Genomic DNA, 26418 nt, shown 5'->3' with positions numbered 1-26418 from the left:
TCCATAATTATTATGACAATTAATTTTCAATAGGTAGGTATACGAGTTTAAATGTACATCTAAGGACTACTAATTACCCGTTATTTAGTACGAAAAAGTGATAAGTAATGATAAATTCTGATGAAATTTATATCATTACGCGACTGAGTGATTAGCAAGTATACCTTTCGGCTTCATCAATAAGGTATACATTACCGGTACCCAAATCAGTGACAACATAGTGGCTAATAATGTACCGCCAGCGATAGCGATAGCAAAGGGTGGCCAAAAGCCACCACCGGCGATAATCAGAGGTAAAAAGCCACCTATGGTGGTAATAGTTGTTGAGCCAATATGACGCCCGCAACTGCTCACCGTGCTAATGATTAGGGCCAAATTGCCATTGCGCGCCTCGGGGATATCCTCAAGTTCTGCCAAAATAACAATGGCCGCATTAATGGCTAAACCCATTAACCCCAATAAACCGATGATGACGGTAAACCCAAACGGATAGCCAAATACATACACGGATAACAAGCCTAAACCGGCCGATTGAAAAGCACTCAGTAAAATGATGGCGGTTAATCTAAACGAGTTAAACGACAACACCACTGTAGCTAATAATAAAGTGACTACGAGTACAATGTTTGACAGTAAATTCCCTACTGCTTCATTACGCTTTGCGCTTTCACCACCTATTTCGAGATGATATCCCGCTGGAATGGACAAATTAGCAATAGCATCTTTAACCTCGTTGAGCACTTGTGCTGGTAATACTCCACTGGTGATATAAGCTTCGATAGTATTAACCCGTTCGCCATTTCTGCGCGGTATTGCACCACGACTGACATTTATTTCGTTATAAGATAATGCCGATAGTGGAATGCCTGACCCCGATGGTGACACCAGATTAATCTCGGCTAAACGAGTGGCTTGTTCGCGGCTGTTGTCGCCTAAGCGAACCCGTATTGGCAGTGATTCGGTTTGCTCCAAAATGCTGCCACCAATGATCCCGGTAGTCGCCATTTGAATTTGATTAGCAATGTCGCTCAAACTTAGGCCGCTCATTAAACTGGCGTCTTCATTCACCTGTAACCACACTTTTGGAGCGCCAGAACTGAGGGTGGCACGAGTATGAATTACATCTGGTGTGGCGACTAAAATGCCGCGTACTTGTTCACCCAAGGTTTTCAGAGTATCAAGATTAGGGCCATAAATTCGCAGCTCAACCGGAGCGTTAAAGGGAGGCCCTTGTTCCAGTTTTCGCACTAAAATCTGTGCTTGTGGAAATTGGGCATCAAACTCTTTTTGTAATTGTAAAATTAACCGATTGGCGGCGGCATAATCGGTCACTTTAATCATCGCTTGGGCGTAATTGGTTGCCCCTTGTTGCCGTTGAGTTAAGTTGTAATAGAAAGAGGGCGTATTACCGCCAACAACCCATGTAGCTGCGATAATATCGTCAATCTGTTGCAGCTTTTTATCAATCAGTTTGACCTGCTCGAGAGTGTTATCAATACTGACATGAGGTGCCAGGTAGACTTCAATTTGGAACATGTCGCGATCAGACGGAGGGAAAAATTGTTCAGTCATTTTGCCCGCGGCAAAAAAGCCAGCTATCGGTAATATTCCAATTACGATGGCGGTCAGTATTGGCCGAGATAACGCAAACTGTAAACTGGCGGTAAATGCTTGGCTAATTCTTGGGAATGCCATCCCTTGCTGATACCAAGCCGTTGGTTTTTCACTGCGACTGAATCGACCCGCAAGGCCAGCAATAATGGTATGAGAAATAATATATGAGCCAAGTAAGGCAAACATGACCGAAATGGCAATGCCACCCACAAACTCACCCGCAGCTCCAGGCATTAATACAATAGGTGCAAAGGCTAGCATGGTGGTAATAGTCGACCCTGCTAGTGGTAGCCATAAATGGTGTAAGGTTTTTGATACCGCTTCCAGTTTGCTCATACCTTGTTGACGGCGTTGCGCAATGGCATCAACAATCACAATCGCGTTATCGACCATAATCCCCAGCGCAACCACTAAACCTGTTACTGACATTTGGTGGATCGGTAGTCCAGTATATTTCATGCAGGTGAGGGTAAATAATGCGGTTAATGGTAATGATATCGCCACAATCACTGCATTGCGCAGTCCTAATGTTAGCATCAGAACCACTAAAATAATCACAAATCCTTGTAGCAGATTAATCACCAAGTCACCTAATCGGTCACTGGTATAGCTTTGTTGGTCGAATAACCATTGCACCTTAATATTGGCCGGTAAATTAGCTGAAAAATCATCTATGGCGCTGCTTACATGCTGTTGCCACACATCGACTCGATTATTGTTGAGCATGCGTGCAGACACCAAAACGCCTTGCTGACTGTCGATTAAAGCGATACTCGATGCCGGAGTCTTAGCTTGGCGGCTAATATTGGCCACATCCCCTAAGCGAATAATTTGACCATAGTCGTCTACTTTTAACGGCACTTGGCGGATACGATTCTGCGAATCTAACTCACCAGAGACTTCAACTAAGGCTCTAAATTGGCTGTTATTAACTTCACCGGCTGAAATTTTGCTGTCGGCATTATTTAAAATAGCGGCAATACTGGCGGGGGTTAAATGCAATTGACTGATGTTATTGCCATCTAGCTCAACTAAAATCTCTTCTTGTGGTGCGCCATAAAGTTTAACAAAATCAGTACCATTGAGCAGTCTTAGACGGCTTTGTAATTCTTTGGCATAACGATTTAGAATATCGGTTCTTACAGGGCTATCGTCAGCCCAAACAAGTCCTAAAATGGCGGTGTTGGCATAACCTAGTTGATCATCTAATACACTATTTTGTGCTTCTACTGGCAACAATGATTTACTGTCGGCGATAAGATCTCGAGCGCGCGACCACACCGGATCCGTCTCTGTGACCGTGTCTTTTAATTCTAGCTGGATAACCGAAATCCCGGGGCGAGAGGTCGACTGGACTAGCTTTAAATCTTCTAAACGGCGTAATTGATTCTCTAATACCTCAGTCACAAGTGCTTCAACCCGCTCTGCAGATGCACCAGGGTATTGAGTGATAACAGACGAAAATCGGTTAGTAATATGTGGATCTTCGGTGCGAGGTAGGCTTGAAATGGCACCTAATCCGGCAACAATTAATAATGCGATAAATAAACTGGTTAGGCGGCCATTTTCTAAAAATGCTTTAATCATAATGCCCCCGTTTTCTCAGCTTGAGCGAGAGTGACTTTCTGGTTAACGACCAATTTATGTAATCCTTGCGATACAATTAAATCGGTTGGTTTTATGGCACCTTGAATATACGCTTGTTGTTCATTGGTATAGATAATCTCTACATCGCGGCGCTCAATGGTATAAAAACCTTGCTCAGCCTCAACTAAGGCAAACACGTTCCATAATCCGCGCACGCCATCGGTTAATGCCGACATAGGCACCCAATAACCAGGTGCTTGCACGTCTTGTTGATACGCCAAATAAGCTATTTCGCCATTGATCACTCTGGCTGAGTCGGGCAAATGAATACGCAACTGAACCGTGCGACTAATGGTATTAACCTCGGCACTAATACCGGCAATTTTAGCGATAAAGGTTTGCTTACCTACACGGACATCTACCATCTGCTCGGCGGTTAACTGCTGTGCGATATCAATGGGTACTCCAATATAAGCCACAGGCTGACTGTTACCAACTAAGGTGAAAACCGGACTGCCTAGCGCAATCACTTCGCCGATATTATGAAAACGTTGACTGATTTTTCCATTGAATGGGGCCAGTAAGGTTGATTTTTCAATTTTCAAATTGGTCGCACTTAAGCTGGCTTCTATTCGCTTTTGGTTAGCTTGTAAACTGATAACTTGTTGCTGGGTTTCATCGAGTTGCTGCTCAGACACATAGTTTTGTTGTTTCAATTTTAGAGTACGGGCTAAGGTGCTTTTTGCTAAATCTATATCCGCTTGAGTTTGCAATAAACTGGCTTGTAATTGCTGCTTTTCTGCGGTTAATAAATCAGTATCAAGCTGCGCTAATATTTGTCCTTTACTCACAGTATCGCCACTGTCGACTAGGATATTATTCAGTTTACCCGCAAGCTCAAAGCCAATTCCGGTGGTATTGGCCGAGCGAATCGTACCCGTATAAGTTTGCATGTGTTGATAACGGTCGTTTAATGATAAAGGCTGTGACAATACCGTTTGATACTCAGTTGTTTGTGAATGCTCTTTTACCTCAGAGCCACAACCGCCTAATGAGATTAAGCTTAAACCTAGCGCCCAGTATCGAATGATTGGGGTGAATGCCTTTGACGCGTACATAAGTTTATTCCTTGCAAAGCAATATATTGTGCCAATGTTGATTTATCTTAAAAACCAGTGTTAATAACAATAAGCGAACTCATTAACCGCAAATCGTGACTTGTAGCTTAAATGTTAACTAGACTCGGTAGTCTAGTTTTATAAAACTAGACTGTCCAGTCTATTTTTAGTTACTATAACGCTAAATAATGAGTAGTAACGCTGACACTCGATTGTGCTTAATGGGTTAATTTACGGAACCAACATGACAAAAACACACACATCGCTTAATAACATTGAACAGGTTAGTTTGAGCCGCAGTGAGCAAAAGCGGGCTCAAGTACTTGAGTCTGCGATTGACCTTTTTTGCCATCAGGGTTTTCCTAACACCAGCATGGACGAAGTGGCAAAACATGCCGGTGTATCAAAACAAACCGTTTACTCTCACTTTGGTTCCAAAGATGATTTGTTTGTTTCTGCGATTGAGTCTAAATGTGTTGTGCATCAACTCACTGGCGAAGCTTTAATTGATGCAGCAAATCCACAACGGGTTATTTTGCAGTTTGCTCTGCAATTTGGTGAAATGATTGTTAGCAAAGAAACCATGACAGTATTTAAAACTTGCGTAGCTCAAGCAGACACTCACCCAGAAGTGTCTAGATTGTTTTATGACGCAGGTCCCAAGCACGTACTCGGACTGATTAGAAATTACTTAAAAAAGGTCAATGAACATGGCGAATACTTTTTTGAAAATCCGCACGAAAGCGCAGTTAGATTGTGTTTAATGTTATTTGGCGAACTAAAATTACGTTTAGAGCTAGGATTAGAGATAGGTGATTTACTGACAACTAGGCAACAATATTTACAAGATACTGCCGAGATGTTTTTGCGAGCCCACCAAGTAGACGTAAAATAAGCCAATAAAAGTTGAACTTAATTGGCGCGATAACAGTATTATCGTAATTAAACTAAGGTGCTATTAACCCAACGTGCTATTAAGCCAAGGTGCAGTTAAGCCAAGTTAATAGCTAACTTATCTCATTATTTGAAGGGAAGCAGATTGATATGACGCTTTATAACGTTAACGTAATTCAGCCAAAATCATTGAGTACATCAGCTTTGTCAATTTTGCTAGCATCGGGACTGTTGTTAAGTCAGCATGCTTTAGCAGCGCCAGAACGTTCACCATTTTCGCTCACTGTGGCTCGTACATCAACGGGTACCGCTAATGTTGGGGCTGATAGCAATAACCCTAATCAGTTACAACGTGATGCTTGGAAGACCAGTTTTTCGGCCAGCATGCCACTCAATCGTCAGTGGTCAATTGGGGCAAATCTAGGCTACGATAATCTCGATTACGACTGGGATATGAACCAAAACACTCTGTTACGCAGCAGTACTGAACCTTGGTCAACCATACATCAGTACAGTGCTGGTTTATCGTTATCTTACCGTCTTGATAATCATTGGATGTTTCTTATAGCCCCCAAACTGCAATACGCCTATGCCGATACTGCATCATCTTCAAATGCGCAAAGTTATGGTGTCGTTGCCTCGGGCATGTACCGCTTTGATTCCGGCAATATGCTCGGCTTTGGTGTTGCATACTTAAATGATATTTCAGAAGTGCGCACCGTACCTTACTTAGCCGTGCGTTGGCAGATAAACGAGAAGTGGGTACTTGCTAACCCGTTCCAAGCTGGTTTTAGTGGCCCTGCAGGATTAGAGTTAAGTTATCAGTATAACCGTGACTGGAGTTTCGGTGTGGGTAGCTCAATGCGAACAGAACGTTTTTTAATTGCTGATGATGACAAAACCATTGAAGTAGAAGAATGGGTAGGCTTTGCTCGCGCAGGCTGGCAAGCAACGAGTAATGTTAGCCTTAATGCGTATGCAGGTTATTATTTTGGTGGCGAAATGGAGTTAAGTTATCCCGACGTTACGGAAGACATGGAAAACCAAGCAGCATTAGGTTTAGTGTTTAAACTGACGTTTTAATGATAAGTGTTAACCTAATATAATAAAAATGCCGCTGACATCAGCGGCATTTTTATATCAACAAGTTAGCGTAAACGTTCAATTAAAAGTAAGTGACTTCTTTTACGCGTTTAGGGCGATTTTGTTGTTCGTACAACTGCCATACTTGTTTAAAGTCCAGAGCTAGCTCCGTGACATAAAACTCACCAGAAGGGTAGGTCTTAACCACTTTAGCGCCGCGAATAATACCACTCACGCTAGATTTAACGTTGTCGTCAGTTAGTAACCATTCACTTACGTCGCTATTAGCCGAAATTTTTTGTCCATATACCTGTTCAGCCAACTCACGGTAAGCGGCAATTTTTGAAGCTTGCATCGCCATTAAAATACGATGTGATGGCTCTTTACTGGGCTGAGTCGCCAACGGGGCATAACCAATTGCCGTTAGCGTTGGGAACGAGGCTGGCGCTTCGGTTTCCCACTGAACATATTTATCTTTGCTCACACAGCCAGTGAGCAGCAATAGCATAATTAACATCAACGACTTCATAGCTTATCTCCTAATACGGTGTAACGACTGTCGCCCTTATTCTCGTGGCGATACAGTAAACCATTGCGTGATTCAATGAGTTCAGAGGGTTGTAAATAACCCGACAAACTCGATGCTGCCACAAATGATTGCACCGCTGAAAGGACGCGATTATTGGTCACATTAACCACTCGGCCGTTAAACACAATTCCTTCAGGGGTTAGGGTCATGGTTGACACTAATACGTGTGAAACCGGTAAATCTGCACGTAACAGTTCCCAGTTGCGGCTCAACATAAACTCGCCTTGTTCTGTGGCGCGCAAATTTGTCGCCACATTTAAATCGACTAAGTTAAATTCATGAGCGTGGAACGCCGCGAGTAATCCTTGTTGTAACTGTAATGCTAATTCATTGGTTGCATTTAAATTACTGGTCATCACTGGCGTAGAAATCAGCAGTGGTTGATCTGGGCGCAAGGCGTCGTTTTGTAACACTAACTCGTTGACTAACTTTTCTGCCCACACATTCACTTGGCCTTTGGGTGATATTCCCGCAGCCTGAATATCATAAGCCAGTTTATCGTGATAAACCTCATCTTCGTCGACGATTTTGACAAATTTACCGTTATTACTAAAGGCAAGGTTATTGGCAGCATTAGGCGTTTGGGTGCATGCCGCTAACGATAACGACGCAAGCATGACCGTGGAGATAAAAAGCCTGTTAATCATAATAATTCCTCTAACAAATAATGCCGCTAGTCTTGGTATAAATGAGTCATTTAATCGCCTTGTACATCGATAACTAAGGCCAATTATGTACTCTTTTTTATTGGTGTCTTTATATCGGCAAATGCGTTAAAAGCTTTACTGTAATAGTGCAACATCGAAAATAACCACTAATATAGTGAGTCGGCACAATTTTTGCTTTGATTAAAATAGAGTAAGCTGAATTTACACAATTGTGCAAAATAGACGATTTTTTGACATTAGGACATTGTATGTTGATCCGACACAGCCCTGTTATCCGAACAAAAACCTTTAATCACCTTGGCGTAATAGCAATGCTATGCGTGAGTGCATTGTGTGTAACGTCGTCGGTATTGGCTGAACAAATTGAAGTGACTGGTAAGGCTAAAATCGTTAATGGCGATATAGATAAAGCCCGTGAAGACGCCATAAGCCAGGCATTAAATTACGCCAGTTTAAAAGCCGGGGTTAACTTTTCCAGCGAACAACAAGTCAACCAAGGTCGGCTTACTCAAGATACCTTTCAAATTCAGCGGATGGGATCGGCCAATAACGTTGAATTAATGAGTGAAATGATCAGCCAACACACCATTACCGTGGTGTTACAGCTTGAACTCAGCGAACAAGAACCTAACGCTCAATGTAAAAGCCAGTCTCTCAAGGCCGCGATTATGTTGCCACAAGCCTATTTACAAGAACGCGAACAGTTGCGTTATGGCCAATTAGCTCACTTTGAAGAGCGAATCACCGAGCAATTAGGTAAAGCTATCAATGCGCAGTCGCGATACAGTTTTGCACGACTACATGCCGATGAAAAAATTGATAACACCAATCAACTGGTCAACTTTAAAGGATACCGTATTCCCAGTTGGTTAGGCGAAATCACCGACAGCCAATATCTGCTGCAACCTGAAATCATTGATATTTCGACCGAACCTGCTCAAAGTAGTTATATGGGCTTTGTCGAAGATGATCCGTTAAGACAGTTTATATTTAAATTAACCCTTTATCACGGGATCAGCGGTGAAGTGGTGTGGTCAGAATCATTCGCCACCTCAGCGCCTTGGGAATTTGAAAGACAAGAAATCGTCTCACCTGCTAACCAGCGCTTTTGGCGATCATCTTATGGTCAGGCGATCAGCGATATTTTACAGCAAAGCGTGATGTCGCTGGATAAGCAGTTAAACTGTCGTCCATTACTAGGCCAAATTGTCGCCAGGCAAGGGGATCGTATTATCATCAATTTAGGTCGTAAAAATGGCGTTAAAATGGGTGATAAGTTCCAAATCGTATTACAAAAAAATATCCCAGACAGATTTAATTCCATGCGTGCCATCGCCACAAAAAGCCGTGCCAATGTGGTTATCGAACAAGTTACCGAAGACAGCTCAACCGCAATATTTGACGGCATCGACAGTGCAGACAATATTCAAGTAAATGATATTGCGATTAAGAACTAATGATTGGTTACTAGAAGCTAATTGTTCAGACTTAAGTGCTAAGTGCTAAGTGCTAAGTGCTAAGTGCTAAGTGCTAAGTGCTGATCGATAAGAGTAAGGCAATTAAGAATTAGTTGGTTATTAATCAAGCAATTAAATATAAAAGGTTTAATTCGATTATAAACTCAGTATAATCACAGGGTCTCTCTATAGCTCAACAGGATAGAGCAGCCGCCTCCTAAGCGGCCGATCGGGGTTCGAGTCCCTGTGGGGAGACCATATAATTTATGTTAATTCTTGCTACTATTCTTTTTACCCTCATTTTCATTTAGTCGTTTCTTTCCTAGATTCAGACTTTTCTTCAATTAATCTTTTTATCTTCAGTATTAATATTTTGACAAATCTCCACATCATTTATGCTTCCGCTATCGCAGTCTGATCGGCTTTAGCGCTATAATTGCGCTTCATTTTTTGTTGCTAGGAGCAGTTGTTTGTCACATTCATATATTCCGTTTGATCTTTATAAGCGTAAGTGGATTTTTAACCATAAAGATTTGCCTGTATCAGATGATGATAAGGCCTTGATTAAGCCATTGACCGATAAAAGTGCCATGGAAGTGTGGGATAAGTGGATAAGCAATAAGAGCAGTCGTGCAGAGCTGTTTGAAAAAGGTGATTGGCCAATAAAGCAAGATGCTTGGGCGGCAACGGAGCATTGGCAGTCGGCATGGGATTCTAATGATAATGCGATGCCCGAAGCAATTATTGCGCATATTCAATGGCCTGATGATGCGGTGGTGTACTTTTGCTATGAAAAATACCAAATTGTTGAAACTCGCTGGGATGTGTTTGTGCGTAATTGGAAGTGCTTTTTATTTTTTGATGATGGTCCAATTTTAATCTCGCCAAAGCACAAGCAAGCATTGATGTTTCTACAGAATGGCCAATATAAATTAGGCGTTCGCGGTTAAATTACCCGACTTGAGTTGCGGTTGTTGGTTAAACGGCTGATGGTGTAGTCGTTGATATTGCAGTTTTTTAGAGAGTTTATATGAAATTATTAGCTTCAATTGGATTGAGCTTATCGTTAATGATGCCGTTGTTGGCGCAAGCTAGCATGATTGCAGATGTTGATGTAGCAGAGCAAATTACAGTAGCAGAGCAGCCATTGATATTGAATGGCGCTGGTGTACGCAGTAAGTTTTTTATGGATTTATATGTGGGTAGTTTATATCTGCCGACAAAAGTGCACACTCTAGAAGATGTGCTTACTCAGCCGATAGCGGTGATCCAGCTAACGATTACTTCTGGGATGATCACTTCAAACAAAATGCGTGATGCCATTACTGAAGGTTTTGAAGCTGCTACCGACAATGACACACACTCAATTGCCAAAGATATTGAACATTTTACCCAATTATTTGCAGATGAAATTGTCGACGGTGATCAATTTACTTTTGTCACCCAAAAAGGCAAGGGTGTGAGCAGTATCAAAAATGGTAATGCTCAGGGAGATATTGCTGGAGAGGCATTTCGTCAGGCTTTACTTAAGATTTGGTTAGGTGAAACTCCGGTACAACAAAGTTTACGCCAAGCTATGCTAGCTCAATAAATCACCTGCTAGTTTCTAGGGCAGACTACTAGGTTCTAGGGCGGACTACGTCCTGCTAGGTTCTAGGGCGGACTACGTCCTGCTAGGTTCTAGGGCGGACTACGTCCTGCTAGGGTCGCTGTGCTTCTAGGGACAGCTTCGCTGCTAAGATTTTATAGTCTCTAGCTGCGAAGCGTCCTAGCAGCGTAGCGCTCTAGGCTGTCGCTAAGATTTTATAGTCTCTAGCTGCGAAGCGTCCTAGCAGCGCAGCGCTCTAGGCTGTTGCTAAGTTTTATAGCCTCAAGGCTTTATCAGGCTGAAAAGTCATTGCCCAGTGTTGAAATGGTAGAAGTTTTACCTTTGTCATTGTAGGTCAAGCTTGAGGCATTGCGGCTGGCTTGTAATGCCTGGGCAAATCGATTGAGGCTGGCGATATTGAGCTCAATCAAGCTGGCATTCTGACTGTTGATGTCTTTGCACTCGGCGAGAATAGCTTTAGCTCGTGAGACCTGTTGTGCCAGTTCAGTATCGGTGGTGAGCAGATTGTGCTGTGGGTGGCTTGCCAGTTTTTCGTCAGTGGCTTTCATATTGAATAAGCACTGGGTTTTATCTTTGGAAAGCGCCAGCAGTTTGTCGGCATCTTGTTTGGATAATGCCGCTTTCTCTTCAACAATAAGCGATTTCAGCTGCGTTAATGTCTGATTTTGACTATCAAGCAGTTGGTGTAGCTCTTTGCGTTGATCTTCGCTTGCTTGCTTGTGTAATGGCTGGTTTAACTCTGTCATAAATTACTCTTAGGTTTTTTTAACTAACACTTATCTATGGTGCAAGTTTGCACCTATTATCTGTGTGTCGTTAAAACAAGTTAAAGAGTAACGTTTAACGGTTACTCTCTGTCAAACGATAAACCGCCTAGCTCTGCTTCAAAGCTGGCAATATTCGCTGCAAGCTTTTCTGGATCGACTTTATATCGTCCCTCAGAGATTGCTTGCTTAATTTCAGCGACCTTTTTTTGGTCTACTTCTGGTAACGATGCCATTTTTGTTTGCGCGCTCTGAAGCTGTTGAGCTTGAGAGGTAATGCTAACGGAATCTGTTTTAACCGGTGCAGCTGATTTTGGGGCTGCAGTAGTTGTAGATTGCGTAGCAGACTGCGTGTCACGTGCAGTGCGCATTTGTGTATTGGTAGCAGTGTTATGCTTAATATCAATTGCCATGGGAGGCTCCAGCGTAATGAATCAGGTTTTCCAATCAGGCTATCGGCACCCCAGGAAAAAACTTTAACGCTATTTTACATTCTTACTTCAACTTCGCCAACGCCAATTACAACCGCATCGAATTGTTTGCTAGTGTTACTGTTTTTTACTCTGATAACCTCATCGATATTGCCATCACGCAGTGCTTCTCCAAGGGTTTTTATTTCTACATTAGTGGTTTTAGCATAAATAGAAACAGTGTCACCTTTGCAAACAAAGCACAGGTTATTACTTAATACTGGAGAGTCTTTAGCTACCCGACGTTTCACCCGCGAGCCGATTAATGTCGTGGTGTCGGAAAAAAACTGACCTTTTAAGCTATATTGGTCAACATACATGACTTGTAAATGATGTTCGCCAATAATTTGGTCTGGGGACAATAGTTGGTTAGCTACCACAACAGGGTATTGGATTTCGACTCGAACAGAGAGATACATTTGCCATGGATAGTCATAGTCTGGGCTATTACAACTGAGTTTTACCATGTTATTTCGACTAATAGCCCTTTCACTGGCAAGTTCGACATTAATCGGTGGGTAACAGGCTGGTGGACTGATTCTGCCCTCAAGGTTTTGTGGGGTTATTTGCACTTTAGCTTTTGAGTCAGCATCAATTTTTTTGGCTACCGCCTCTTTAGCTAACGCATAAATGGTCGATAGTGAAGGTGTGATAATTTCTTCGCTAGCAATTGCAGGCAAAGAAAATGTTATTGAACACAAAAAACATAAAAAAAATACTTTCATAATGAAGATACTAGCTTGTTTTGCCAGAATGCACCTATACTTTGAAAAACGAAAAATATGCGAGTAATCTCTGCATACACAATAAGCTAAAATAAATGGGCTAGGGGACATAAGAATAACATTATCCCTTCGTCAAAAAAGTGTCAGTTCACAGTGCGAGCTAATTTATACAAAATTAAAGCAAGTTGCATGCCCACTTTTTGATTCATTAAATTGAGATGTATTTGTTAGATTGGTGATGGTTTAGACTCAAATTGAGTGACCATCAGTAAAATATGTACTAACCGTATTATGCTAAACCAAGGTTTACTATAATTTCAAAGAACAATTTTTATCCTTTTGGGTGACAGTTAACTACAAGGCCTTGTTATGTCGAGCATTTTAGATTCAGTAAATAAACGTACCCAACTTGTCGGGCAAAACAGACTCGAGCTGCTATTGTTTAGGCTTAGCGGCCGTCAACGGTTTGGCATTAACGTGTTTAAAGTGAAAGAGGTGTTGCAATGCCCACCACTGACTACGTTGCCTAAATTAAACCGTTTTGTTAAAGGTGTTGCTCATATTCGTGGCTCAACCATTTCCGTTATCGATTTAAGTGCCGCAACGGGTGGACGCCCACTGACATCAACAGAAAATTGCTTTATTATCATTTCTGAATATAACCGAAGTATTCAAGGCTTTTTAGTCAGTTCAGTTGAACGTATTATCAACATGAATTGGGAAGCCATTATGCCTCCACCGCAAGGTTCTGGCCGCTCTTCTTATTTAACTGCGGTGACAGAGATTGAAGGTGAGTTGGTAGAGATTTTAGATGTTGAAAAAATTCTTGATGAAATTTCACCGGTTAAGACGTCTATCAGTAAAGAGCTCAATGAAGCATTAACTATTGATAGAGAACAGCATTATCATATTATGGTTATTGATGATTCTGCTGTAGCACGCAAACAAATTATTCGTTCGTTAGAGTCATTAAATCTGCAAATCGATACCGCTAAAGATGGTAGAGAGGCGCTGGAAAAACTGAAAAGTATTGCCGCAGAAATGGATGATGTTTCAGTTGAAATTCCGTTAATCATTTCTGATATTGAAATGCCTGAAATGGATGGTTATACCTTAACGGCTGAAATTCGTAATGATCCAAAATTAAAGAATATCAAAGTAGTATTGCACACATCATTAAGTGGTGTATTTAACCAAGCGATGGTACAAAAAGTAGGGGCTAACGACTTTATTGCTAAGTTTAATCCCGATGAATTAGCCGCAGCGGTTAACAAACATTTAAGTTTATAAACCTTTTATTATTGCAAAATATTGCAAAATATTGGAGGTTGAGTTCATAGGCTTACCTATTAGGAAGATAATGTGACAGATAAATCACTTGCTGAAGCAGAGTACAATCAATTTAGGCTGTTTTTAGAACAGCATAGCGGTATTGTGTTAGGTGAGAACAAACAATATTTAGTCCGCAGCCGTTTAGCACCTTTGATGGGGAAGCATAATTTGCCTTCTTTGTCTGAGGTAGTTAAAAAGTCGATGAAACCGATAGAACGGCAACTGCGCGCTGAAGTGATAGATGCGATGACCACCAATGAAACGTTATGGTTTCGAGACCGTTATCCATTTGAATTACTGCACAATACTCTATTGCCTGAATACAGTAAGCTTGGCAGACCATTAAAAATTTGGTCGGCTGCGTGCTCTTCAGGTCAAGAACCTTATTCGTTGGCCATGACGGTGTTGGAATATCAACAACGTAAACCTGGTGCTTTACCAGGAGGCGCGACAATTCAGGCAACAGATTTATCACCTTCTATGCTAGATCGTTGTAAAAATGCTGAATATGATGGTTTAGCACTTGCTCGTGGTTTGTCTGAAGAACGTAAACGTCAGTTTTTTGATGCTTTACCTTCGGGTAACATGAAAGTTAAAGATAATGTGAAGCGATTAGTTAACTTTAGAGCCCATAATCTACTTGAAAGTTATAGCCTATTAGGTAAATACGATATTATTTTTTGCCGCAATGTGTTGATTTACTTTGCTCCTGAGGCAAAGGCTAAAATTTTGCGGCAATTTGCTGCCGCACTTAATCCTAAAGGTATTTTATTTTTGGGTGCGTCAGAATCTCTTGCGGGATTAACCGAAGAATTTAATATGGTTCGCTGTAATCCTGGAATTTATTATCAAAAGAAAACCTAGATAATATAATAGCTTAATCTATTTATCATGCCGGCATTCGTCGGCATGTTTGTTTTTATCTTTTATTCCCTCATAAATTAAATTGTTGGCATAACCTTTGCTTTATTTCTACCAGTTAGCTGATGGAGGCAATTTTATGGCGATTAATTTCGATAATGCATTAGGTGTTCACCAATACTCTTTGGGCATTCGAGCTCAAAGAGCAGAAGTGATTTCAAGTAATATCGCCAATGCCAATACTCCTCATTATAAAGCTCAAGATGTCAATTTTGCTTCTGCTATGCAAGCGGCAAGCTCGCATCAGAAAGGCTTGAGTATGAGCCAAACCACAGAGAAACATTTTGATTTAACGGCGTTAAGTCAACAGCATGTTCAATATCGTATGCCAAATCAAGCTGATACTGGCGATGGTAATACTGTCGATACGCAGAAAGAGCAAGCAGCATTTATGCAAAATGCGCTCGAATATCAAATGTCATTAGGCTTTCTTGAGGGAAAATTTAGTGGCATGCGTAAAGCATTGCGAGGTGATTAATTATGAGTTTATTTAATATTTTTAATGTTTCTGGTTCAGGTATGTCTGCGCAGTCAGTGCGTTTGAATACCACCGCCAGTAATATTGCCAATGCTGATTCTGTGTCTAGCAGTGTCGATAAAACCTATCGCGCGCGTCATCCTGTTTTTGAAGCCGAAATGCTAAAAGCCAATAGCCAGCAAAACAGTTCGCCTGGCGTAACCGTTAAAGGCATTGTCGAAAGTAATAAGCCATTATTAAAAGAATACTCGCCAGACCATCCCATGGCGGATGGTGATGGTTTTATTTATAAACCTAATGTCAATGTGATGGAAGAAATGGCGGATATGATTTCTGCATCGCGTTCTTATCAAATGAACGTTCAGGTGGCTGATGCAACAAAGTCTATGTTGCAACAGACATTAAGGATGGGTAAATAGTATGATTATTCAAGGAGGTAACAATGAGCCTCGTTAATTCTTACAGTCAGTCTTTACCGCAACAATCCAGTAGTGCATCTAATACTAGCGCTACAACGAAAAGTTCTGTACAGACAAATACGACCAGCACGACTACGGGTAATGTGTTTCTAGATAGCATCCGTCTACCTGAAGAAAGTGCTATCCCTGAATCAAGCGATCAAATGCTAAAGCAAGAGGATTTCTTTGCTTTACTCAGTCAGCAACTGTCGATGCAAGATCCTTTTAAACCGGTTGATAACGATCAAATGATTGCCCAAATGGCATCGTTTTCTACAGTCGATGGTATTTCAAATCTTAATGATGAAATCCTTAACCTTAATACTGTGATGAGTTCTAGCCAGGCGTTACAAGCTTCTGGCTTGGTTGGCCGCAAAGTGCTCATTCCTTCTGATACCGGCGCTATCTCTACTGAAAGCTCTGAGATAAAAGGGGTGATCAGTACACCATCAGCAATTGAAACGATTACGGTAAGGGTTGAAGACGAGTCGGGTCAGCTTATTAAGAGCTTTAATGTCGACGGCAGTAAAGGCGGCAATGTTGATGTGACTTGGGATGGTCTAGATAAAAGTGGTAACCCAGCTAAAGCGGGTAATTATGCCATTAAGGCCAGTGGTAAAGTCGATGGAACGTCGGAGGATTTAGCCGTATCGACTTATGCTCATGTTACCAGTGTGTCATTAGGCACTGTAGCAACAGGAGCAATTTTGAATTTGCGTGGAGTAGGTGGAATTAAGTTATCTGACGTACTCGCAGTATCTGAAACATAGTACGGCTAACAACGAACCGTTAGTTGTCATCATAAATGAATTAATTGTGAGAGGTGTAATATGTCATTTAACATCGCATTGAGTGGTATCGCTGCCGCGCAAAAAGATTTAAATACAACCGCGAATAACATCGCTAACGTCAATACTATTGGTTTTAAAGAGTCTCGAGCTGAATTTGCTGACGTTTACGCCAATTCAATTTTTTCTAACAGTAAAACGGCTGTAGGTGGTGGTACAACTACTACACAAGTTGCGCAGCAGTTTCATCAAGGTAGCTTGCAATTTACCAGTAACTCATTGGATATGGCGATCAGTGGTGGTGGCTTCTTTGTTACCTCTTCTGAATTAGGTTCGCAAGATCAGTCATATACCCGTGCGGGTGCGTTTAAAGTTGATTCGGCCAATTATATGGTTGACTCAGCAGGGAATTTTTTACAAGGTTTCCCGGTGGATGAAGACGGTAACTCAACCTCGGTGAGTTTAACCACAACCCAACCAATTAAGATCCCTGACACGGCGGGTAGCCCAGTACAAACCGGAAATGTTGGTTTGCAGATGAATCTTAATGTTGGTGAAACAGCATTAGATCCAGCTAATTTTGATCCTGCTGATTCTGATACATTTAATAATTCTACCTCAGTGACGATTTATGATTCCTTAGGTGAGTCGCATATTATGACCACCTACTTTGTTAAGCCAACGAACGGTTCATATACAGGCGAAAGTAATTGGGTGGCATTTTATGCAGTTGATGGTGACCCTGTGGATGTAGCAAGTGGCGCAGGGACTTATAATACCGATAGTGATGGAGATGGTGCCGGTGGTGGTGCTGGTGATGTAGCTGGTACCGCATCAGCTGCCAACCCTAGTGGTGTTGGCACATGGTCAGGTGCTGTGCTTAAATTTAACTCAGTTGGAGCTTATACTGGCAGTAGCCCTGGTACTATTACCACTGAAGCACTAGGTGCTGGTGGTGCGGGTGCTTTAGGTCCTGGCGCCGATGGAGCTCAAACCCTTACGATAAAATTTAATAATCCGACTCAATATGCTTCTCCATTTGAAGTGACTGAATTGACTCAAGATGGTATTACCGTGGGCCGATTAACCAATGTAGGTATTGGTTCAGATGGTTTAATTACCGCCAGTTACAGTAATGGCTCAACGGTTCCGTTATCACGTGTGGCATTAGTGCGTTTTGCTAACGAGCAAGGTATGACTCAAGTGGGTAATACGTCTTGGAAAGCCAGTATCGATTCGGGCCCAGCATTAGCCGGAGAAGCCAATAGCGGTACATTTGGTAGTATTCGTTCATCTGCGCTTGAGCAATCAAACGTTGATTTAACCACAGAGCTGGTTGATTTAATCTCGGCTCAGCGTAACTTCCAGGCTAACTCGCGTACGCTTGAAGTCAACAACACCTTAAATCAAACCATATTACAAATCCGCTAAGATTACGTTTACCTTATCAATTTATGTTTACGTGATAATAGGTGTTGCCGTTTACGGCAACACCTTGCCTTTATCCTTGTTATTGTTACTCCTCGCTACTCCTTGTTATTACCTCACTAGTGTTGATAGATGCTTTTTTGACACTCACGCGTTATTCGTTAATTTTATTGATTAACCGATTCATGTAGTTACCTCCTTACAACACAACTTAAAACTCATTGGCATGATGCTTGCTTATTCTGTTTATATAGTATTTTTGCAGAAAGTTTGACGGAGCAAAAAATGGACAAATTTCTTTATATTGCCATGAGTGGCGCAAAGCAGGGGATGAATGCCCTAGCAGTGAGTGCGAACAATCTTGCTAATGCCAATACTGATGGATTTAAAGCTGACATGGTCCAAGCCCGTTCAATGCAGGCATTTGGTGAAGGCTTGCCTACACGGGTGTTTTCGATGATGGAAAGCCCAGGCAGTAATTTTAACGGTGGTCCGATTAAAACCACTGGTCGTGACCTTGATATTGCGGTTAAGGGTGATGGCTGGCTTGCAGTGCAAGCGGCAGATGGTTCTGAAGGATACACCCGTGCGGGCAGTTTAAAAATTGACAGTACAGGTTTGTTGTTAAATAGCAGTAACCGCCCGGTAATGGGAGCTTCGGGTCCTATTGTGTTACCCATTCCGGTTGAGAAAATAGAAATTTCCGCCAACGGTATTATTTCAGTACGTCCGCAAGGAGCAACCGCGGAAGTGATAGAAGAGGTCGCGAGGATTAAATTAGTTAATCCTGGTAACGAAAACCTAATGCGCGGTGAAGATGGTTTGTTTCGCTTAACTGCGGGTGGCAATGCACCAAATGACCCCGGCGTTCAAGTTGAAAGCGGCGCGGTTGAAGGCAGTAATGTGAACTCAGTGCATGAAATGGTCGCCATGATTGATATTCAACGTCAATACGAAATGCAAGTCAAAATGATGAAGAACGCTGAAGAAATTGATCGGGCGTCCACTTCCTTGATGAGAATTAGTTAGGAGTAATTATTATGCATCCAGCGTTATGGATAAGTAAAACCGGTGTCGATGCCCAGCAAACTAATATTGCCGTTATTTCAAATAACGTGGCCAACGCCAGTACTGTCGGATTTAAGAAAAGTCGTGCGGTATTTGAAGACTTACTTTATCAAACGGTTAATCAAGCCGGTGGCATTAGCTCAGACAACAGCAAGTTACCCAATGGTTTAAACATTGGTGCGGGTACTAAAGTTGTTGCTACCCAAAAAATGTTTACCCAAGGCAACATGCTGACTACCGATAACTCATTAGATTTAATGATTGAAGGTTCGGGCTTTTTTGAAGTGCAAATGCCAGATGGCACAGCAGCCTACACGCGTAATGGCCAGTTCAGCTTAGATGATACTGGTCAGATTGTAACCCCGGGTTCAGGTTATGTGGTGCAACCGCCAATTACCATCCCGGATGATTCCACCAGTATTACGGTATCGGCATCGGGCGAAGTGTCAGTGCAAACCCCTGGTACCGCAGCCAGTCAAGTTATTGGCCAGTTAACCATGACCGATTTTATTAATCCGGCAGGTTTAGACCCGTTAGGACAAAACTTGTATACCGAAACGGGTGCAAGTGGCACACCTATTCAAGGTACAGCGTCGCAAGACGGCTTAGGTTCTATTCGCCAAGGAGCACTAGAAACGTCTAACGTGAATGTAACAGAAGAGTTGGTCAACCTTATTCAAGGTCAACGTATTTACGAGATGAACTCTAAAGTTATCTCAGCAGTTGATCAGATGCTGTCTTATATTAATCAGAATCTCTAAGGAGCTAACATGATTAAATACATTGCGTTAGCCTCAGTAGTGTTATTGGCTGGCTGTAGTTCTACTGCCAAGAAACCGATTGCTGATGACCCATTTTATGCGCCGGTATACCCAGATACCGTTCCGACGCAGGTGGCGCCAACGGGATCTATTTATCTTGATAGCCAAGCATCAAGCTTGTATTCCGATATTCGTGCGCATCGCGTCGGCGACATTATTACCGTGACCTTAAAAGAGTCCACTCAAGCGTCGAAAAGTGCCAATAACGAAATCAAAAAAGGCTCAGATTTAAGTGTAGAGCCCATTTATGCAGGCGGTAAAAATATTTCCATCAGTGGTGTCCCAATTGATTTGGGTTACTCCGACAGCATGAATACCAAGCGCGAGTCTGACGCCGATCAATCTAACAGTTTAGATGGCAGTATTTCGGCCAATATCATCCAAGTGCTCAGTAACGGCAACTTGGTGATCCGCGGTGAAAAATGGATTTCTATTAACAACGGTGATGAGTTTATTCGTGTCACCGGAATGATCCGCAGCGAAGACATTAATCCAGACAATACAATCGATTCGACTCGAGTGGCTAACGCTCGTATTCAGTATAGCGGTACCGGTACGTTTGCTGACTCCCAAAAAGTCGGTTGGCTGAGTTCATTCTTTATGAGTGACTGGTGGCCTTTTTAAGGAGTAATGCATGAAAATTAAACTGATTACGTCGGCTGTATCGATAGTCGCATCAATAATAATGCTAACCGCACCTGCACATGCAGAACGGATTAAAGACATCGCCAGTATTCAAGGGGTGCGAAGTAACCAATTAATCGGTTATGGCTTGGTGGTCGGTTTGCCAGGTACTGGGGAGAAAACCCGTTATACCGAACAAACCTTCAGAACCATGCTCAAAAATTTCGGCATTAATTTACCAGACTCTGTTCGTCCTAATTCAAAGAACGTCGCTGTCGTTGCGGTGCATGCCGAAATGCCTGCCTTTATTAAACCGGGTCAAAATCTTGACATTACCGTGTCCAGTTTAGGCGAAGCAAAAAGTTTACGTGGCGGTACTTTATTACAAACCTTCCTAAAAGGGGTCGATGGCAATGTGTATGCCATTGCTCAGGGCAGTTTAATTGTCAGTGGTTTTAGTGCCGAAGGGCTCGATGGCTCATTGGTGATTCAAAATACCCCTACGGTTGGCCGCATCCCAGGTGGTGCCATTGTTGAGCGCAGCGTTATTAGCCCATTTGCTAGCGGTGATTACCTTACGTTTAATTTACGTCGCTCTGATTTTTCGACTGCTAAACGCACCGCAGATGCGATTAACGATTTACTGGGTCCAGACATGGCAAAGGCCATTGACGCTACTTCTATTCAAGTGAGCGCGCCACGCGATGCATCACAGCGGGTGTCGTTTTTATCGGTATTAGAAAACATTGAAGTTATACCAGCAGAAGAATCAGCCAAAGTGATTGTTAACTCACGTACCGGCACCATTGTGGTTGGCCAAAACGTCAAGTTATTACCCGCAGCTGTCACTCACGGCGGATTAACTGTCACCATTGCTGAAGCCACACAAGTGTCACAACCCAACGCATTAGCGGGTGGTGAAACGGTTGTTACTACAAACAGTACGATTGATGTGTCAGAAAAAGATCGTCGTATGTTTATGTTTAATCCAGGTACCACACTAGACGAACTCGTAAGAGCCGTGAATTTAGTGGGCGCAGCACCATCAGACGTACTTGCCATACTCGAAGCGTTAAAGATGGCAGGCGCTTTGCATGGTGAACTTATCATCATCTAATAATTGTCGGAATGACTATGGAAAAGTTGTCAGCTTCATCGAACTTTCTGGATCTAGGAGGACTAGATTCACTTCGTGTCCAAGCCCAGAAAGACGAGAAGGGGGCACTTAAAGAAGCAGCAAAGCAATTTGAAGGTATTTTTATTCAAATGCTGATGAAAAGCATGCGAGATGCTAATGCCGCGTTTAAGTCAGACAATCCAATGAACAGTGAAACTACTGCATTTTTTGAACAAATGCGCGATCAGCAAATGTCAGTCGATTTATCTAATAAAGGCATGTTGGGCTTGGCTGAGATGATGGTGCAGCAACTAGACCCAGATGATAGCCCCATTACGCCAGCTTCAGTATTGCGTGGCAATAGTGATTATAAAGTTAACCCAAGTATGTTTGTTGCTCCAGCAACAGAATTAGATAAAGACACTCTCGATATTATTGCGCCAAAAGATCAAATAGCCGCATCGCATTCTATTATCGGACATTCTGTTATAGATAGCGCCGAATCGATGCGACCAATGTCAGCCCAACTTACTAATGTGCTAGACGGTGAACAGTTAAACAGCGTATTACGCGGTGAGCAATTAGCCAGTCAAGCAGTACAAGTAGGCAAGGTATTGCCGCAAACAGATTTTGCAGTTCCTAAAGCTAAAGGCATTGCAGTGAGTCAATTTACTAGCCCAGAACATTTTATTTCAGTCTTGTATCCCCATGCTGAAAAAGCGGCTAAATCGTTAGGAACCTCAGCTGAGGTATTAATTGCCCAGTCGGCATTAGAAACCGGTTGGGGCCAAAAAGTGGTACGCCGAAACGACGGTACTATGAGTCATAATCTGTTTAATATTAAAGCAGACAAGCGTTGGCAAGGTGATAAAACTTCAGTCAATACATTGGAATTTGAAAAGGGCATTGCGGTGCAACAAAAAGCGGATTTCAGAATGTATGACAACCTTGAACAGAGCTTTAATGACTTTGTGTCATTTATTAGCCAAGGCGATCGTTATCAGGATGCACGTAAAGTTGCCAGCGAGCCAACTCAGTTTATTAAAGCATTGCAAAAAGCCGGCTACGCCACCGACCCTCAATATGCCAATAAAGTCATCAATGTGATGAAGTCGGTAAAAGAAGGCCTTAAATCTATATTACCTGTGGAGACTAAATAATGTCGATTGACTTACTCAATATCGCTCGCACAGGCGTTCAAGCATCTCAAGCTCAGTTAGGGGTGACCAGTAATAACATTGCCAATGCCAATACTGAAGGTTACAACAGACAAGTTGCTACCCAGTCATCATTAGAATCACAACGCTTGGGCAATAATTTTTATGGCACCGGCACGTATGTGTCCGATGTTAAACGTGTTTACAACGAGTTTGCTGCACGTGAATTACGCATCGGTCAAACCAGCATGAGTGCGGCTGAAACGTCTTACAGTAAGTTAAGTGAGCTAGACCAAATTTATTCTCAAATTGGTAAAATGGTGCCAGAAAATCTAAACAACTTTTTTGCAAGCATCAATAGTGTGGCCGATTTACCAACAGATCTTGGTATTCGCACTAACAGCTTAAGTTCTGCGCAACAGTTAGCCGCTGGTCTGAATCAAATGCAATCACAACTAGATGGCCAGGTGAAACAAACCAATAGCCAAATAGAATCCATTACCACTCGTATAAATGAGATAAGCAAAGAATTAGGCAACATCAATTTAGAGTTGATGAAATCTCAAGGTCAAGACAGCCAAGTACTAGACAAGCAAGACGCACTCATTTTAGAGCTCAGCCAGTATGCTCAGGTTAATGTCATCCCTTTAGATACCGGCGCAAAGTCAATTATGTTGGGCGGCTCGGTGATGTTGGTATCGGGTGAAGTGTCGATGTCGATGGGCATCAGTACCGGCGATCCTTATCCAAATGAACCACGCATTAATGCCTCTATTGGCGATAAAACCCTTAACATTGATCCGTCTAAATTAGGCGGTCAACTTGGCGCATTATTTTCATTTAGAGACGACACCTTATTACCGGCCAGTACTGAACTCGGCCAATTAGCATTAGGCATTGCAGACACCTTTAATGAAATGCAGTCTAAAGGTTTTGATTTAAACGGTGACGTTGGTAGTGATATTTTTCGTGATATTAACGACCCATTAATGGCATCTGGTCGTGTCGGAAGTAATTCTACTAATAGCGGTACTGCAGCCATGTCGGTCAATATTGACGATGTGGGCGCATTGTCAGGAAGCACCTACCAACTAAGTTTTACCACAGCGAATGGTTACCAATTAACAGATAACCAAACTGGAAAAGTATCAAACTTAACATTATCGGGTACTCAACTAACAAGTAGTGCAGGTTTTAGCATTAATGTTGCCGGCGGCCCAATAGCGGATGGTGATAAGTTTGAAATTCGTCCAACGGCTGGTGCTGCTGCAGGTTTAAAAGTAGTGATGACCGACCCTAAAGGCATTGCTGCTGCAGGGCCGACTTTAACATCGGCCTCAACTAATTTAGGCAACACTTCAGTCAGCTTAAACAGTATGGATTCAACTGTAGCGGGTTTCCAAGTTGGTTCAACGATTACTTTCAAGCTCGACACTACATTAAATACTTATCAAGCATTTACTAGTGTAGGTGTTTCATTAGGCCCAAGCGCCACGTACACAGGTAACAATATTAATGCTTTTGGTATGGACTTTGATATTACTGGTTCTGGTACCTCAAATAGCTTCACGTTTGATTTAGCATTTGCCGAAGGCAATAACAACAATGCCGTTGAAATGGCCAAATTATCAGACGTTAAATTAATGAATAACGGCACTGGCACCTTAACCAGCGTGTTTGAAAATACTAAATTGGATATCGGTAGCCAAACTAAGTCTGCTGAAGTGCGTGTGGGCTCCGCCAGTGCTATTTATCAGCAAGCCTATGACCGAGTACAAAGTGAGTCTGGCGTTAACCTAGACGAAGAAGCCGCCAATTTATTGCGCTTTCAACAGTCTTACCAGGCCGCCGCGCGCATTATGTCTACTGCGCAAACCATTTTTGACACCTTATTAAGCTCGGTTCGCTAGGAGATAAGCCATGAGAATTTCTACCGGACAAATGTTTCAACAAAGTACTAACAGTATTTTAGAAAAGCAGTCTGCCACTAATACCATAATGGCTCAAATATCGAGCGGCAAACGAGTCAACACCGCAGGTGACGACCCCGTTGCCGCGATTGGTATTGATAATTTAAAGCAAAAAAACACCCTGGTTGATCAATTTCTTAAAAATATTGACTACGCCACAAGTCATATCCAGCAAGCCGAAAGTCAGTTAGGCCAGGCAGACACACTAGCCAGTAGCATGAAAGAGTCGATGTTACGTGCCGCCAACGGCAGCATGACTTCCGCCGAGCGGCAAGTGATTGCCGATGACATGCGTCAAAGTCTTGAGCAATTAATGTCAATGGCCAACACCAAAGACGAATCGGGTAACTATATATTCGCAGGTAATAAAACCAACAGTGCGCCATTTGCATTTAATAATAATGGTGAAGTGGTATACAGCGGCGATTCAGGTGTGCGTAAAAGTAATATTGCAGCAGGTGCACAAGTTAATACCAATGTGTCTGGCGATACCGCCTTTATGAATGCGCCAAATGCCATGGGCGATTATGGCGTCAATTATACGTCATTACAGCAAGGCGACTTTGTTGTGACCAGTGCCAAAATAACAGGTACATCACCATATACTGCTGATACCTATACTTTTAACTTTGTTGATGATGGTTTGGGTGGGCTTAATGTTGAGGTCTATGACAGTACGGCAAACCTTGTCAGAACTGTTGCGCCTTTTGACGCATCTGTGCCGGTTAGCGTTAATGGCATCGACGTTAAATTAGATGGAGAGCCCCAAGCTGGCGATTCTTTCAGTATCAATGAAGTGGCCGAAGTCAGTATTTTCGATACGTTCAGCAAGGCTATCGCATTATTTGAAAGTGGTGACGATGCACAAACACCTGCTGGTCAGTCAGAGTTGGCACAGCTCTTGAATAACATTGATAGTGGCGTCAATCAAATGAGTCAGCAACGTAGCTTAACCGGCAACAGCCTGAAAGTGCTGCAGCAGTATAGCGACAATCATATTGATGAAAAGTTGATTAACACCTCAGCTCTATCAAAGTTAGAAGATTTAGATTTTGCCTCGGCCATTACCGAATTTGAAAAGCAACAACTCGCACTCAGCGCAGCATCGAGTTTGTTCAGTAAAGTAAGTTCGACCAGTTTGTTTGACTATATATAAAACACGTTTCACCACACATTAAACAGTTTAATGATTAACCGTTTAGCCAAGCTCCGAGTCTTGGCGTTCAACTAAGAAGAGGAATTTACATATGGCTATTTCAGTTAATACCAACGTCACATCAATGAAAGCGCAGGGCAATTTAAATAAAGCGCAAAGTAATACCGCTACCTCAATGGAACGATTGGCATCGGGTTTGCGCATTAACAGCGCCAAAGATGATGCTGCAGGTTTACAAATATCCAACCGTATGACCAGTCAAATTAACGGCATTGGCGTCGCGATTCGTAACGCTAATGATGGTATTTCTATTGCTCAAACCGCTGAAGGTGCAATGAGTGAGTCTACTAATATTTTGCAACGTATGCGTGACTTGTCTTTGCAGTCTGCCAACGGTTCAAATTCGAGCAGTGACCGAGAGGCAATGCAAAAAGAACTTGGGGCGCTGCAAGAGGAGTTAACCCGTATTGCAGATACCACTTCATTTGGTGGTAAAAAATTATTGGATGGTACTTTTGGTAG

At 42.4% G+C, this 26418-nt stretch carries 26 protein-coding genes and 1 tRNA gene; 20 read left to right on the top strand and 7 right to left on the bottom strand.

Going from position 1 to position 26418, the window contains the following annotated elements; all coding sequences use genetic code 11:
- Positions 1–135: 135 nt before the first annotated feature.
- Both AAEY99_RS12230 and AAEY99_RS12225 read right to left on the bottom strand, forming a co-directional pair.
- The gene (locus AAEY99_RS12230; protein WP_351010644.1) at positions 136–3201 is read right to left on the bottom strand and encodes an efflux RND transporter permease subunit; all 3066 of its coding nucleotides are present in this window, start codon (positions 3199–3201) and stop codon (positions 136–138) included.
- Positions 3198–4319, bottom strand: coding sequence for an efflux RND transporter periplasmic adaptor subunit (locus tag AAEY99_RS12225; protein ID WP_351010642.1), 1122 nt, complete (start codon positions 4317–4319; stop codon positions 3198–3200). Before AAEY99_RS12225 ends, AAEY99_RS12230 begins: the two co-directional genes overlap by 4 nt.
- A gap of 244 nt (positions 4320–4563) precedes the next feature.
- On the opposite strand from AAEY99_RS12225, the gene AAEY99_RS12220 reads away from it, so the two are divergent.
- Entirely contained in the window at positions 4564–5214 is a 651-nt protein-coding gene (locus AAEY99_RS12220; RefSeq protein WP_162022626.1) for a TetR/AcrR family transcriptional regulator, read from the top strand.
- A gap of 149 nt (positions 5215–5363) precedes the next feature.
- Positions 5364–6296: a DUF6268 family outer membrane beta-barrel protein gene (locus tag AAEY99_RS12215; RefSeq protein WP_101085452.1), complete on the top strand. Its 933-nt coding sequence runs from the start codon at positions 5364–5366 to the stop codon at positions 6294–6296.
- A gap of 82 nt (positions 6297–6378) precedes the next feature.
- On the opposite strand, the gene AAEY99_RS12210 is transcribed toward AAEY99_RS12215, so the two are convergent.
- Positions 6379–6825 (bottom strand): LPP20 family lipoprotein, encoded by a 447-nt coding sequence (locus AAEY99_RS12210; protein WP_011636625.1) that lies wholly within the window; start codon positions 6823–6825, stop codon positions 6379–6381.
- Positions 6822–7532 (bottom strand): FlgO family outer membrane protein, encoded by a 711-nt coding sequence (locus tag AAEY99_RS12205; RefSeq protein WP_101085450.1) that lies wholly within the window; start codon positions 7530–7532, stop codon positions 6822–6824. Before AAEY99_RS12205 ends, AAEY99_RS12210 begins: the two co-directional genes overlap by 4 nt.
- A gap of 269 nt (positions 7533–7801) precedes the next feature.
- Here AAEY99_RS12205 and AAEY99_RS12200 point away from each other — a divergent pair, with 269 nt between their 5' ends.
- The 4 genes from AAEY99_RS12200 (at position 7802) to AAEY99_RS12185 (ending at position 10601) form a co-directional block, all read left to right on the top strand.
- Positions 7802–9010 carry a flagellar assembly protein FlgT gene (locus tag AAEY99_RS12200; RefSeq protein ID WP_351010640.1) on the top strand — a complete coding sequence of 403 codons (1209 nt, stop codon included), beginning with the start codon at positions 7802–7804 and terminating at the stop codon, positions 9008–9010.
- A gap of 182 nt (positions 9011–9192) precedes the next feature.
- Positions 9193–9268, top strand: a tRNA-Arg gene (locus tag AAEY99_RS12195).
- A gap of 212 nt (positions 9269–9480) precedes the next feature.
- Positions 9481–9960, top strand: coding sequence for a DUF2947 domain-containing protein (locus tag AAEY99_RS12190; RefSeq protein WP_011636628.1), 480 nt, complete (start codon positions 9481–9483; stop codon positions 9958–9960).
- A gap of 80 nt (positions 9961–10040) precedes the next feature.
- Positions 10041–10601: a chalcone isomerase family protein gene (locus tag AAEY99_RS12185; RefSeq protein ID WP_351010639.1), complete on the top strand. Its 561-nt coding sequence runs from the start codon at positions 10041–10043 to the stop codon at positions 10599–10601.
- 290 nt (positions 10602–10891) lie between these two features.
- Here the strand turns inward: AAEY99_RS12185 and AAEY99_RS12180 are convergent, their stop codons facing one another.
- The 3 genes from AAEY99_RS12180 to flgA form a co-directional block, all read right to left on the bottom strand.
- Entirely contained in the window at positions 10892–11365 is a 474-nt protein-coding gene (locus tag AAEY99_RS12180) for a flagella synthesis protein FlgN (RefSeq protein WP_182743882.1), read from the bottom strand.
- Between the two features lie 101 nt (positions 11366–11466).
- The gene (gene flgM, locus AAEY99_RS12175) at positions 11467–11796 is read right to left on the bottom strand and encodes a flagellar biosynthesis anti-sigma factor FlgM (RefSeq protein WP_011636631.1); all 330 of its coding nucleotides are present in this window, start codon (positions 11794–11796) and stop codon (positions 11467–11469) included.
- Positions 11797–11870: 74 nt separating this feature from the next.
- Positions 11871–12578, bottom strand: a complete 708-nt coding sequence (gene flgA / locus AAEY99_RS12170) for a flagellar basal body P-ring formation chaperone FlgA (RefSeq protein ID WP_101085442.1) — start codon at positions 12576–12578, stop codon at positions 11871–11873.
- Positions 12579–12947: 369 nt separating this feature from the next.
- On the opposite strand from flgA, the gene AAEY99_RS12165 reads away from it, so the two are divergent.
- The 14 genes from AAEY99_RS12165 to AAEY99_RS12100 all read left to right on the top strand — a co-directional run.
- On the top strand, positions 12948–13868 hold the full coding sequence (locus AAEY99_RS12165) for a chemotaxis protein CheV (RefSeq protein ID WP_162022644.1): 921 nt from the start codon (positions 12948–12950) through the stop codon (positions 13866–13868).
- Between the two features lie 72 nt (positions 13869–13940).
- On the top strand, positions 13941–14774 hold the full coding sequence (locus AAEY99_RS12160) for a CheR family methyltransferase (RefSeq protein ID WP_101085440.1): 834 nt from the start codon (positions 13941–13943) through the stop codon (positions 14772–14774).
- Positions 14775–14910: 136 nt separating this feature from the next.
- Positions 14911–15309, top strand: a complete 399-nt coding sequence (flgB, locus tag AAEY99_RS12155) for a flagellar basal body rod protein FlgB (protein WP_182743881.1) — start codon at positions 14911–14913, stop codon at positions 15307–15309.
- A 2-nt stretch (positions 15310–15311) separates the two neighbouring features.
- Positions 15312–15728: a flagellar basal body rod protein FlgC gene (gene flgC, locus AAEY99_RS12150; protein WP_101085435.1), complete on the top strand. Its 417-nt coding sequence runs from the start codon at positions 15312–15314 to the stop codon at positions 15726–15728.
- 23 nt (positions 15729–15751) lie between these two features.
- Entirely contained in the window at positions 15752–16537 is a 786-nt protein-coding gene (gene flgD / locus AAEY99_RS12145) for a flagellar hook assembly protein FlgD (protein ID WP_335690246.1), read from the top strand.
- A 60-nt stretch (positions 16538–16597) separates the two neighbouring features.
- Positions 16598–17986: a flagellar hook protein FlgE gene (flgE, locus tag AAEY99_RS12140; protein WP_351010637.1), complete on the top strand. Its 1389-nt coding sequence runs from the start codon at positions 16598–16600 to the stop codon at positions 17984–17986.
- A 282-nt stretch (positions 17987–18268) separates the two neighbouring features.
- On the top strand, positions 18269–19012 hold the full coding sequence (flgF, locus tag AAEY99_RS12135) for a flagellar basal-body rod protein FlgF (protein WP_101085429.1): 744 nt from the start codon (positions 18269–18271) through the stop codon (positions 19010–19012).
- An 11-nt stretch (positions 19013–19023) separates the two neighbouring features.
- The gene (gene flgG / locus AAEY99_RS12130) at positions 19024–19812 is read left to right on the top strand and encodes a flagellar basal-body rod protein FlgG (protein WP_123777077.1); all 789 of its coding nucleotides are present in this window, start codon (positions 19024–19026) and stop codon (positions 19810–19812) included.
- Between the two features lie 9 nt (positions 19813–19821).
- Positions 19822–20496 (top strand): flagellar basal body L-ring protein FlgH, encoded by a 675-nt coding sequence (gene flgH / locus AAEY99_RS12125; protein WP_101085425.1) that lies wholly within the window; start codon positions 19822–19824, stop codon positions 20494–20496.
- A 10-nt stretch (positions 20497–20506) separates the two neighbouring features.
- Positions 20507–21613: a flagellar basal body P-ring protein FlgI gene (locus AAEY99_RS12120; protein ID WP_351010636.1), complete on the top strand. Its 1107-nt coding sequence runs from the start codon at positions 20507–20509 to the stop codon at positions 21611–21613.
- 17 nt (positions 21614–21630) lie between these two features.
- The gene (gene flgJ, locus AAEY99_RS12115) at positions 21631–22773 is read left to right on the top strand and encodes a flagellar assembly peptidoglycan hydrolase FlgJ (protein WP_162022648.1); all 1143 of its coding nucleotides are present in this window, start codon (positions 21631–21633) and stop codon (positions 22771–22773) included.
- Positions 22773–24680 carry a flagellar hook-associated protein FlgK gene (flgK, locus tag AAEY99_RS12110; protein ID WP_351010633.1) on the top strand — a complete coding sequence of 636 codons (1908 nt, stop codon included), beginning with the start codon at positions 22773–22775 and terminating at the stop codon, positions 24678–24680. The genes flgJ and flgK overlap by 1 nt, the downstream gene beginning before the upstream one ends.
- Before the next feature lie 10 nt (positions 24681–24690).
- The gene (gene flgL / locus AAEY99_RS12105; RefSeq protein WP_351010631.1) at positions 24691–25896 is read left to right on the top strand and encodes a flagellar hook-associated protein FlgL; all 1206 of its coding nucleotides are present in this window, start codon (positions 24691–24693) and stop codon (positions 25894–25896) included.
- Positions 25897–25987: 91 nt separating this feature from the next.
- On the top strand, positions 25988–26418 hold a 431-nt coding region (locus tag AAEY99_RS12100; RefSeq protein ID WP_502959502.1), incomplete at its 3' end, for a flagellin N-terminal helical domain-containing protein.

The organism is Shewanella sp. S1-58-MNA-CIBAN-0166 (genome assembly GCF_040310085.1).
Taxonomy (GTDB): domain Bacteria; phylum Pseudomonadota; class Gammaproteobacteria; order Enterobacterales; family Shewanellaceae; genus Shewanella.
Note: the sequence above shows the minus strand (reverse complement) of the source record. Positions and strands in the feature narration are given on the sequence as shown.